The 10,129-nt window shown below is 56.0% G+C and carries 14 protein-coding genes; 5 read left to right on the top strand and 9 right to left on the bottom strand.

The window, feature by feature from the left end; genetic code table 11:
* A partial coding sequence (gene tilS, locus HMPREF9538_RS26045; RefSeq protein ID WP_009483863.1) for a tRNA lysidine(34) synthetase TilS occupies nt 1-283 on the top strand: 283 nt, incomplete at its 5' end.
* A gap of 13 nt (nt 284-296) precedes the next feature.
* Here the strand turns inward: tilS and rof are convergent.
* Both rof and HMPREF9538_RS26035 read right to left on the bottom strand, forming a co-directional pair.
* Entirely contained in the window at nt 297-557 is a 261-nt protein-coding gene (gene rof, locus HMPREF9538_RS26040) for a Rho-binding antiterminator (protein WP_002889424.1), read from the bottom strand.
* The gene (locus tag HMPREF9538_RS26035; protein WP_002889429.1) at nt 544-744 is read right to left on the bottom strand and encodes a YaeP family protein; all 201 of its coding nucleotides are present in this window, start codon (nt 742-744) and stop codon (nt 544-546) included. Before HMPREF9538_RS26035 ends, rof begins: the two co-directional genes overlap by 14 nt.
* 196 nt (nt 745-940) lie before the next feature.
* Between HMPREF9538_RS26035 and HMPREF9538_RS26030 the strand changes: the two genes are divergently transcribed.
* From HMPREF9538_RS26030 to nlpE, 3 genes are read left to right on the top strand one after another with little or no spacing between them, the layout of a single operon-like run.
* Nucleotides 941-1,486, top strand: a complete 546-nt coding sequence (locus HMPREF9538_RS26030; RefSeq protein ID WP_020316392.1) for a YaeQ family protein — start codon at nt 941-943, stop codon at nt 1,484-1,486.
* Nucleotides 1,483-1,896, top strand: coding sequence for an alternative ribosome rescue aminoacyl-tRNA hydrolase ArfB (arfB, locus tag HMPREF9538_RS26025; protein ID WP_002889433.1), 414 nt, complete (start codon nt 1,483-1,485; stop codon nt 1,894-1,896). The genes HMPREF9538_RS26030 and arfB overlap by 4 nt, the downstream gene beginning before the upstream one ends.
* 42 nt (nt 1,897-1,938) lie before the next feature.
* Nucleotides 1,939-2,637 carry an envelope stress response activation lipoprotein NlpE gene (gene nlpE / locus HMPREF9538_RS26020; protein ID WP_002889435.1) on the top strand — a complete coding sequence of 233 codons (699 nt, stop codon included), beginning with the start codon at nt 1,939-1,941 and terminating at the stop codon, nt 2,635-2,637.
* 131 nt (nt 2,638-2,768) lie between these two features.
* Here nlpE and HMPREF9538_RS26015 read toward each other — a convergent pair whose 3' ends face one another.
* The 7 genes from HMPREF9538_RS26015 to metN form a co-directional block, all read right to left on the bottom strand.
* A complete protein-coding gene (locus HMPREF9538_RS26015; protein WP_004212714.1) occupies nt 2,769-3,611 on the bottom strand; it encodes a YaeF family permuted papain-like enzyme in 843 nt (280 codons plus the stop codon).
* A 58-nt stretch (nt 3,612-3,669) separates the two neighbouring features.
* Nucleotides 3,670-5,388, bottom strand: coding sequence for a proline--tRNA ligase (gene proS / locus HMPREF9538_RS26010; protein ID WP_009483865.1), 1,719 nt, complete (start codon nt 5,386-5,388; stop codon nt 3,670-3,672).
* A gap of 112 nt (nt 5,389-5,500) precedes the next feature.
* Nucleotides 5,501-6,208, bottom strand: coding sequence for a tRNA (N6-threonylcarbamoyladenosine(37)-N6)-methyltransferase TrmO (gene tsaA, locus HMPREF9538_RS26005; RefSeq protein WP_002889441.1), 708 nt, complete (start codon nt 6,206-6,208; stop codon nt 5,501-5,503).
* Complete coding sequence (gene rcsF / locus HMPREF9538_RS26000; protein WP_002889443.1) at nt 6,205-6,612, bottom strand: Rcs stress response system protein RcsF; 408 nt, start codon at nt 6,610-6,612, stop codon at nt 6,205-6,207. Before rcsF ends, tsaA begins: the two co-directional genes overlap by 4 nt.
* Before the next feature lie 107 nt (nt 6,613-6,719).
* On the bottom strand, nt 6,720-7,535 hold the full coding sequence (metQ, locus tag HMPREF9538_RS25995) for a methionine ABC transporter substrate-binding lipoprotein MetQ (RefSeq protein WP_002889445.1): 816 nt from the start codon (nt 7,533-7,535) through the stop codon (nt 6,720-6,722).
* Nucleotides 7,536-7,578: 43 nt separating this feature from the next.
* Nucleotides 7,579-8,232 (bottom strand): methionine ABC transporter permease MetI, encoded by a 654-nt coding sequence (locus HMPREF9538_RS25990; RefSeq protein ID WP_002889448.1) that lies wholly within the window; start codon nt 8,230-8,232, stop codon nt 7,579-7,581.
* Nucleotides 8,225-9,256, bottom strand: coding sequence for a methionine ABC transporter ATP-binding protein MetN (gene metN, locus HMPREF9538_RS25985; RefSeq protein WP_009483866.1), 1,032 nt, complete (start codon nt 9,254-9,256; stop codon nt 8,225-8,227). The genes HMPREF9538_RS25990 and metN overlap by 8 nt, the downstream gene beginning before the upstream one ends.
* Before the next feature lie 188 nt (nt 9,257-9,444).
* Between metN and gmhB the strand changes: the two genes are divergently transcribed.
* On the top strand, nt 9,445-10,011 hold the full coding sequence (gene gmhB, locus HMPREF9538_RS25980) for a D-glycero-beta-D-manno-heptose 1,7-bisphosphate 7-phosphatase (RefSeq protein WP_002889452.1): 567 nt from the start codon (nt 9,445-9,447) through the stop codon (nt 10,009-10,011).
* The last annotated feature ends 118 nt before the right edge of the window (nt 10,012-10,129 follow it).

Here is a 10,129-nt window from a genome sequence, read left to right on the forward strand (position 1 = left end):
GCGGCGGCCCGGCGGCAGGCTGCGCCCGCCGTCGGCGGATGAGCCGGTCACCGTCCGCTTTCGCGCCAGCGGCCACCTGCATATTGTCGGGCGCCATGGCGGACGCAAGCTTAAGAAGCTCTGGCAGGAGCTGGGCGTTGCTCCGTGGCGACGAGACACCACGCCGCTGCTGTTTTACGGCGAAACGCCGATTGCCGCAGCGGACGATCTGTTTGTGACCACAGAAGGTGAAGTGAAGGACGGGGAAGGGGTCAGGCTGATGTGGAGGAAAACGGGCGATTAAGCCCGTTTTTGATTCAGGATTCGCTCACCACCACGGTGCCGATTTCCGGGTGACTGAAGCTGGCGATTTTATCCAGGCGCAGCTCGCGGACGTTGCCGGCGAGTTCGACCACCAGATACTCGATATTTTTTCGCGAGATAAGATCGCTGGCCTTTGCCTGCAGCTGTTCGCCATCCTTCAGCGCCAGCGTCAGCACCAGGTGATGCTGGCAGGCCAGCTCCAGGTTGTCGTAATCATCGCAGTTAATGGGTTGATAAGTATCATTCATTGACATAATCGCTCACCAGTAAGTTTGCTGCCGCATAAGCGGCCTTTTCCCTGACTGACTCCGAAAGGGCCTCATCCGCCGCAATCTCATTCAATACTTTCAACACGCAACCCAGCGCATCCGGGATATACCCTAAGTCTCCGCTGGCTATTTCCGCATACCGCTTGCGTATTAACTCACAATAGTGGTCCACATGCCCTCCTGTCAGCGTTCTGACTCAACCGTGGGATGCAAGTTTAAGCCTACGAAGATAAACTCTGTTTAGCAAGGGAACTATATCATAGTCATTTAAGCAATTTCAGCAGGATGAAACAGGTTGCTGCGATTGACGACAGCCTTTTGCCGCCAGTTTCGCTACAATGTACGCCATTCTTTTCAGGAGTTTATTCATGGCGCTGAAAGCGACAATATATAAAGCTGCGGTAAATGTAGCCGATCTGGATCGCAACCAGTTTCTGGATGCTAGCCTGACGCTGGCTCAGCATCCGTCAGAAACCCAGGAGCGCATGATGCTGCGCCTGCTGGCATGGATCAAATATGCCGATGAACGGCTACAGTTTACCCGCGGTCTGTCGTCGGATGACGAGCCGGAGCTGTGGCTGCTTAACGATCATCTCGGGGTCGATCTGTGGATCGAACTGGGTCTGCCGGATGAGCGGCGGATTAAGAAAGCCTGCTCACGGGCGCAGGCGGTGGCGCTGTTTGCCTATAATAGCCGGGCAGCTGAAATCTGGTGGCAGCAGAATCAGAGCAAGCTTGCGGCGTACCCGAAGCTGACCATCTGGTATCTTGATGATGCGCAATTGGCACTGCTTAGCGCCTTTGCCGACCGTACCATGACGCTGCAGGCCACTCTGCAGGAGGGCAGTATCTGGTTATCCGGCGCTCGGAATAATCTGGAAATTCAGCTTACCGCCTGGCAAGCGTCGGCATGATTACTATTAGCCGCAGCGTAGCCCTTGCCGACGACGAGATCGTCTTGTCAGGCATTCGCGCCCAGGGAGCAGGGGGGCAGCATGTAAACAAAGCGTCGACGGCGATCCATCTGCGCTTTGATATTAAAGCTTCAAGCCTGCCGGAGTTTTACAAAGAGCGCCTGCTCGCCGCCAGCCACCACTTAATTTCTGCTGACGGTGTGGTTATCATTAAGGCTCAGGAATACCGCAGCCAGGAGATGAACCGTGAAGCGGCGATCGCCCGGCTGGTGGCCCTTATTAAAGAATTAACCGCAGTGCAAAAAAGTCGCCGGGAGACGCGACCGACTCGGGCATCGAAAGAGCGACGCCTTGCTTCCAAGGCACAGAAGTCCTCAGTCAAGGCGCTGCGTGGGAAAGTTCGCCAGTGAAGGCGTCGGCGAACGGGTGAAATGGATGATAAGGAAAGCAAAGTGAAGAAAATCGTATTCTCCGTGATAGCGGCCTGTTCGCTGTTCGCGCTGTTTGGTTGTAACCATCGCGCCGAGACTGACACGGTCCAGCCAGCGGCGATGGAAGAGCTCAAGCCGATGCAGCAAAGCTGGCGAGGCGTGCTGCCTTGCGCGGATTGCGAAGGTATCGACACCTCGCTGTTCCTGGAAAAAGACGGGACCTGGGTGATGAATGAGCACTACCAGGGCGCCCGTCGTGAGCCGTCATCCTTTGCCTCGTACGGCACCTGGGCACGTACCGCGGATAAGCTGGTGCTGACCAACAGCAAGGGCGAGAAATCTTACTTTCGCGCGAAAGGCGACAAGCTGGAGATGCTCGACCGCAACGGAAGCCCCATTCAGTCTCCTCTCAACTATACCCTGGAGCCAGTGAAGGCCAGCCTGCCGACGACGCCGATGGCGATGCGCGGCATGTATTTCTATATGGCCGATGCGGCAACCTTTACCGATTGTGCGACCGGTAAACGCGTCGCGGTGGCGAACAATGCCCAGCTTGAACGGGATTATGCCGCCGCGCGCGGGACCGATACTCGCCCGGTACTGCTGGTGGTAGAAGGGCACTTTACTCTCGAGGCGAACCCGGATACCGGCGAGATGATGAAAACGCTGATGACGGATCAAGCCGGCAAATTTATTCCCGGTAAAGACTGCAGCCATTGATTGTCAGGCCCCTGTCCGGGTAACGGGCAGGGGATGATCCCGCACAGTACCACCTACTTCCTCCTGTTATTAGCCCTGTCACATCAAGAGTGAGCGTGGATCTGGCTGGCGGAAAAGCGTCAATCGTTTCTTTACTCCGCACCGTCCTTCGGTTTGTTCAGCCCCACCAGCTTACCAGCCTGAAGATAAACTCCCAGTTTCAAATGCCCGACATACTGGAGCTGCGTTTCGGGTTTAAACGTGGCGACGTCTCCTTCCCGCATGTGCAGCAGATCGGAAGGACTGATCCACGCCGCCTGCGCGAGCGTCAGCGGATGCCCGGCTCGGACAAAGGCCTCGCTGACAAACTCCGAGCAAAACCACGCTTTCTTGTCGCCGCTTGCCGCATCGCCCAGCTGCGCTTTGGCCAGGCCACTGACGCACTGCTGGCGAAAGTCTCGTGAGAAGGGGTTGAGCGAGCAGAGCGGTTTGGTGACCATATAAGGGATAAACTGAATAATGCCGCGATAGTTATACCCGCTGTCTTTGACCTGCCAGGCAAAACTTTTCATCGCCGTCGCCTGGTCCGGCGTCAGGTCAGGCACCCTGAGAGCAAAGAGTTTATCGCTGTGCGCCAGCGCCTGCTGAAGGGTAATCACTTGTACGCCGGCGCCGGTGGCTTCCGCAACCTGACCTTCGCCAACATACAGCGCGACGTGGCTTACGGAAGAGGCGCTGAAGGCGCGGATCCCAAGCGATGTGACGCCCAGGCTGGAGGAGAACAGCAGGTCGCCGGAGCGCAGGTCGCTTTCGGCGATTTCGCGCAGTCCGCTGCCGGCAATCGAGCTTTGACGCTGGAGGGTAACAGCCCAGGATGATGAATGGTCATCGGCAGCAGATGTGGAAGGCGAGCTGCGGCCGACGTCCAGGGTACAGGCGGTAAGCAGGAGCAGGGCAAAAGTAAGCAGTCCGCTGCGGAGGAGATGTGCAGTCATTGGTACTGTCCTTGTAAAAAAAAGGCCCTGACATCCGTTCAGGGCCCTGAGGGGGGGGTTAGCCTTTTATCGCTTTAACCAGATATTCCACAATATCTCCGGTCTTAATCAGCTGCTTCTCACCGTTGCGACGATACTTGTACTCGATATCATCGTTGTCGAGGTTACGATCGCCCAGCACGATGGTGTGCGGGATACCGATCAGCTCCATATCGGCGAACATCACGCCCGGACGCTCTTTACGATCGTCCATCAGCACTTCAATACCCTGGGCGCTCAGCTCGGCGTACAGTTTCTCCGCCAGCTCCTGCACACGGTAAGACTTGTGCATGTTCATCGGCAGGATCGCCACCTGGAACGGCGCAATCGCATCCGGCCAGACGATACCGCGATCGTCAAAGTTCTGCTCAATCGCCGCCGCTACCACGCGAGTCACCCCGATACCATAGCAGCCCATGGTCAGGATCTGGTTACGCCCATCTTCGCCCTGGACCGCGGCTTTCATCGCCTCGGAGTACTTCGTCCCCAGCTGGAAGATATGACCCACTTCGATACCGCGCTTAATAAGCAGGGTACCTTTACCGTCCGGGCTCGGGTCGCCGGCGACGACGTTACGGATGTCGGCCACTTCCGGCGTCGCGACATCGCGGTCCCAGTTGATGCCGAAGTAGTGTTTGCCATCGATGTTGGCGCCAGCGGCGAAATCGCTCATCACCGCTACAGTACGGTCGATAATCACCGGAACCGGCATGTTCACCGGGCCCAGGGAGCCCGGACCGGCGTTCAACAGGGCGCGGATCTCTTCTTCGGTGGCGAAGGTCAGCGGGCTGGCGACCTGCGGCAGTTTTTCCGCTTTCACTTCGTTCAGCTCGTGATCGCCGCGCACCAGCAGGGCAACCAGCGGGGAAGCGCTATCTTCAACCGCTTTCACCAGCAGAGTTTTCACGGTTTTTTCGATCGGCAGGTTGAACTGCTCCACCAGCTCGGCGATGGTTTTGGCGTTCGGCGTATCGACCAGGGTCATCTCCTGGGTGGCGGCTGCGCGCGGCTCTTTCGGCGCAACGGCTTCCGCAAACTCGATGTTTGCCGCGTAGTCGGAGCTGTCGGAGAAGATCACATCGTCTTCGCCGCTCTGCGCCAGCACCTGGAATTCATGAGAGGCGCTGCCGCCGATAGAACCGGTGTCAGCCTGTACCGCGCGGAAATCCAGCCCCATACGGCTGAAGATTTTACTGTAAGCGGCATACATCGCGTCGTAGGTTTCCTGCAGCGATTCCTGCGAAGTATGGAAAGAGTAGGCATCTTTCATCAGGAATTCACGGGAGCGCATCACCCCGAAACGCGGGCGTACTTCGTCGCGGAATTTGGTCTGGATCTGATAGAAGTTCAGCGGCAGCTGTTTATAGGAGTTCAGCTCGTTGCGGATCAGATCGGTAATGACCTCTTCGTGGGTTGGGCCGAGGACGAACGGACGATCGCCGCGATCGGCAATGCGCAACAGTTCCGGGCCGTACTGCTCCCAGCGCCCGCTCTCCTGCCACAGTTCAGATGGCTGAACGACCGGCATTAACACCTCGATCGCACCGGCGTTGTTCATTTCTTCACGCACGATGTTTTCGACTTTTTTCAGGACGCGCACGCCGGTCGGCAGCCAGGTGTATAACCCGGAGGCCAGCTTGCGGATCATCCCGGCGCGCAGCATCAGCTGATGGCTGATTACCTCGGCGTCGGCAGGTGTCTCCTTCAGAGTGGAGAGCAGATATTGGCTAGTACGCATGTTGTAACGGTTCCAGTTAAACGAGCGGAACAGGCTGGTTGCCCAGCCTGAAACAAAAAAAGTGGTTTAGTTTACCAGTGTGGCAAAGATGCCAAAAGAGAGGAAAATAAAATTAGCGCGCTTCGAGGGCAAAGACTTCAAAACCGGAGGCAGTCACCCGCCAGCGGACGTTGAAATCCAGCAGCCAGACGGCATACGTTTTTCCCGCTTGTTCCTCTTTTCGGTAGGCCGGACGCGGATCCTGCGCCAGCACCTCGCGGATAAACGCTTTGATATGTGGGTAGCGTTTTTCCAGCGTGAGTAACTGTGCGTCTATTTCCGGCGTAAAGCTGACGTTCATACCCGCCAGCGGCGCCTGCTGTGCATAGCTGGCGCTGGCGTCCGGCAGGGCTTCGGCGAAAGGAAGATACGGTTTGATATCAACCACCGGCGTCCCGTCGACGAGATCGAGGCTGCCGAGTTCCAGTATTACCTGATCTTTCTGACAGCGAATGCCCTTGAGCTCAACGAGCGACATGCCGATGGGATTAGGGCGAAACGTTGAACGGGTGGCGAAGACGCCCATCCGCGCATTGCCGCCCAGTCGGGGAGGTCGCACCGTCGGACGCCAACCGCCTTCCATTGTCTGATGAAACACAAACAGGATCCACAGATGGCTGAAGCTCTCCAGGCCACGCACGGCGTCGGCCTGGTTATAGGGCGCGACCAGATGGAGTTCTCCGCCGCCGTGTTTCACCAGGCCTGGCTGGCGAGGAACGGCAAACTTCTCTTTATACGGCGAACGGATGACGCCTATTTGCGCGAACTGAAATGCGCTCATTGCGCCGAGACGTTAAGCGCTGAACCCAGGCAAACGGCCTGACGGTAGCAGCCTGGCGTACCGCTGGTCACTTCGCAGCGGTGAAGCAGGACGGCATTAGCTTTCATACGCGCGGCATTAATTTGCAGGCGCTTGCGCGCGGTGGGGATATTCGGCGGAGAATCCTGATTCGAAGCCTGGCAGGACTCGCCAGATACTTCACCCAGATCGCGGAACGGTTTACCAACCAGCTCTGACGCATCGGTGTAAATACGTACTGGGGCCGGGCGGGTGGCGCGCGGTTTGCTCGGCTCAGATTTAACCGGCGGGGTTGCAGTGCTTTGAGCAGGCTCAACGGGAGATCTGCTTAGCATGGAACAACCGCTTAACATGAGTGCTAACAAACAGATCGGTAAAGCACGCATAGTATTTCCTCAATGAATAAAAAACAGGGCGTTATTGAATCAGGTGCTTGCATAAATGACAAGACGGGCGTGAAGCCCGTCCTGAATGATATTACGGTGAGAAAAGATTACCAGCCTTTCACGGCACCGCCGTTAAAGATCTTGTTTGCTGCTTCGTAAACTTCATCGCTCTGGTAAGCCTGAACGAATTTTTTCACATTCTCAGCATCTTTATTGTCTTCACGCGCCACAATCAGGTTCACGTAAGGAGACTCTTTACCTTCAACAAAGATGCCGTCTTTCGCCGGGGTCAGGCCAATCTGGCTGGCGTAAGTGGTGTTGATAACGGCCAGCGCAATCTGCGCATCGTCCAGGGAACGCGGCAGCTGCGGCGCCTCCAGTTCAACAATCTTCAGGTTTTTCGGGTTCTCGACGATGTCCAGCGAGGTCGGCAGCAGGCCTACGCCATCCTTCAGTTTGATCAGGCCCACCTGCTGCAGCAGCAGCAGAGAACGACCGAGGTTGGTCGGATCGTTAGGGACGGCGATCTGCGAGCCCGGCTGCAGTTCGTCCAGCGATTTGATTTTCTTCGAATAACCCGCGATCGGGTAGACGAAGGTGTTACCGACAGCCACCAGCTTATAGCCGCGGTCTTTAATCTGCTGATCGAGATACGGTTTATGCTGGAAGGCGTTCACGTCGATATCGCCTTTGCTCAGCGCTTCGTTCGGCAGAACGTAATCGTTGAAGGTCACCAGTTCTACGTCAAGGCCATACTTCTCTTTTGCCACTTTCTGCGCAACTTCAGCGACCTGCTGTTCCGCCCCGACGATAACGCCGACTTTAATATGATTCGGATCTTTTTCATCCTGACCGCAACCCACCAGCGCCAGAGAACCGATTAACGCGCCGACTGCCGCAAAAGTTTTGAAATTAAAGGCCATGTTATTTCCTTCCTGTAAGAATGAGTGTTGTCTGCCAATAACGTTATTTGTGAGTCACAGCCCGGACGATGCGATCGCCAGAGAATTGAATTAAATAAACCAGAACAACCAGCAATACCAGTACGGTATTCATCACGGTGGCGTTATATCCAATATAGCCATACTGATAACCAATCTGACCCAGGCCACCGGCGCCCACCGCGCCGCCCATTGCGGAATAACCCACCAGCGTGATGAGCGTGATGGTGGCGGCGTTGACCAGACCCGGCAGTGCTTCAGGTAGCAGGACTTTGCGCACGATCTGCAGCGGCGTGGCGCCCATCGCGCGGGAGGCTTCAATAAGGCCGGTGGGGATTTCCAGCAGGGCGTTCTCCACCATGCGGGCGATAAACGGCGCGGCGCCAACTGTTAATGGCACAATCGCTGCCTGCAGGCCGATAGAGGTGCCGACGATCACGCGGGTAAACGGAATCATCCAGACCAGCAGGATAATGAACGGGATGGAGCGGAAAATATTCACCAGCGCCGACAGCGTACGGTACAGTTTGGCATTGGCGACGATTTGCCCCGGACGGGTAACGTACAGCAGCACGCCCACCGGCAGGCCGAGGACAAAACCGAAGAAGCCAGAGACAAAAGTCATTGCCAGCGTTTCCCATACGCCGCGCAACAGCAGCCACATCATTGCCTCAGACATAACCCAATACCTCTACTTTTACATGATGTTCCTGCAGCCAGGCGATGGCCGCCTGAGTGTCTTCCTGTGTACCGTGCATTTCGGTGAGCATGATGCCGAACTTCACCCCGCCGGCATAATCCATCTGCGCGCTGATAATGTTGTTATTCACGTTGAAGCGACGCGCGGTTTCAGAGAGCAGCGGCGCATCGACGGAGTGGCCGGTAAATTCCATGCGCAGCATCGGTACGCTATCCGCTGTGGCGGTAGGTTTCAGGCGCGCCTGATAGTCATCCGGAATATCGAGGTGCAGAGTGGACTGAATAAACTGCTGAGCCAGCGGCGTCTTCGGATGGGAGAAGACTTCGCTCACGGTGTCCTGCTCGATCAGTTGACCATTACTAATGACCGCCACGCAGTCGCAGATACGTTTAACCACGTCCATTTCATGGGTGATCAACAGAATGGTCAGCCCCAGACGACGGTTAATGTCTTTCAGCAGTTCGAGAATGGAACGGGTAGTGGCCGGATCCAGGGCGCTGGTGGCTTCATCGCACAGCAATACTTTAGGATTGCTGGCCAGCGCGCGGGCAATCGCCACGCGCTGTTTCTGGCCGCCGGAGAGGTTGGCCGGGTAGCTGTCGTGCTTATCACCCAGGCCGACAAGATCCAGCAGCTCCGTGACACGGCGTTTGATTTCAGCCTGCGGCGTGTTATCCAGCTCCAGGGGGAATGCCACGTTGCCGAAAACGGTCCGCGAGGCCAACAAGTTAAAATGCTGGAAAATCATGCCAATTTGACGGCGAGCGCGGGTTAGCTCTTTCTCCGACAGGGCAGTCAGTTCCTGACCGTCAACCTGTACGCTGCCCTCGGTCGGGCGCTCCAGCAGGTTCACGCAGCGAATCAGCGTACTTTTACCGGCGCCGGAGGCACCGATGACGCCGTAAATCTGTCCGGCAGGGACATGCAGGCTGACGTTATTCAGCGCCTGAATGCTGCGATTCCCCTGCTGGAATACTTTGGTGATATTGGAAAGTTTAATCATCAGTTATTTATTATCGTTTAGCCGTTTGCCGTGGCATTTTCTTCTGCCGTATCCAGGCGATGCCTGGCAATGAAATGGATGTTAAGGCATCCAGACGTCTAAATCAATCTGACTCTTTATAATGAGCACTTTCTTGCATGCGGAAACATGCGATACTAGCGGCACTAGTCTTTTTCAGGAGCAAACCGGTGGCAAAGTCAGTACCCGCAATTTTTCTCGACCGTGACGGCACTATTAATGTCGATCATGGCTACGTCCACGAAATCGACAATTTTGAATTTATCGATGGCGTCATTGACGCGATGCGCGAACTAAAAGAGATGGGCTACGCGCTGGTGCTGGTCACTAACCAGTCCGGTATTGCCCGCGGTAAATTTACCGAAGCCCAGTTTGAAACGCTGACCGAATGGATGGACTGGTCTCTGGCAGACCGCGGCGTCGACCTCGACGGTATCTACTATTGCCCGCATCACCCGCAGGGTGCGGTTGAGGAGTACCGCCAGACCTGTGATTGTCGTAAACCGCATCCGGGGATGCTGATTTCCGCCCGCGACTATCTGCATATCGATATGGCTGCTTCTTATATGGTAGGGGACAAACTGGAAGATATGCAGGCGGCAGCGGCTGCGGATGTCGGGACTAAAGTACTGGTGCGCACCGGTAAACCCCTGACTGAAGAAGCGGAAAAAGCGGCGGATTGGGTGCTAAATAGCCTGGCAGAGCTGCCGGCGGCGATTAAAAAGCAGCAAAAATAAGCGTTGCGTTTAAAAGATGAGCGGTTGAAATAAAATTGTATTTTTCCGCTTGTCATTCCCGGAGAGCTCCCTATAATGCGCCTCCATCGACACGGCAGATGTGAATCACTTCACACAA

This window comes from Klebsiella sp. MS 92-3 (assembly GCF_000195655.1).
Lineage (GTDB): Bacteria > Pseudomonadota > Gammaproteobacteria > Enterobacterales > Enterobacteriaceae > Klebsiella > Klebsiella pneumoniae.

Coding starts and splice junctions, on each gene's coding strand:
- rof (WP_002889424.1), bottom strand. CDS start 557: ATGTCAATGAATGATACTTATCAACCCATTAACTGCGATGATTACGAC.
- HMPREF9538_RS26030 (WP_020316392.1), top strand. CDS start 941: ATGGCGCTGAAAGCGACAATATATAAAGCTGCGGTAAATGTAGCCGAT.
- arfB (WP_002889433.1), top strand. CDS start 1,483: ATGATTACTATTAGCCGCAGCGTAGCCCTTGCCGACGACGAGATCGTC.
- HMPREF9538_RS26015 (WP_004212714.1), bottom strand. CDS start 3,611: ATGACTGCACATCTCCTCCGCAGCGGACTGCTTACTTTTGCCCTGCTC.
- proS (WP_009483865.1), bottom strand. CDS start 5,388: ATGCGTACTAGCCAATATCTGCTCTCCACTCTGAAGGAGACACCTGCC.
- tsaA (WP_002889441.1), bottom strand. CDS start 6,208: ATGAGCGCATTTCAGTTCGCGCAAATAGGCGTCATCCGTTCGCCGTAT.
- rcsF (WP_002889443.1), bottom strand. CDS start 6,612: ATGCGTGCTTTACCGATCTGTTTGTTAGCACTCATGTTAAGCGGTTGT.
- metQ (WP_002889445.1), bottom strand. CDS start 7,535: ATGGCCTTTAATTTCAAAACTTTTGCGGCAGTCGGCGCGTTAATCGGT.
- HMPREF9538_RS25990 (WP_002889448.1), bottom strand. CDS start 8,232: ATGTCTGAGGCAATGATGTGGCTGCTGTTGCGCGGCGTATGGGAAACG.
- metN (WP_009483866.1), bottom strand. CDS start 9,256: ATGATTAAACTTTCCAATATCACCAAAGTATTCCAGCAGGGGAATCGC.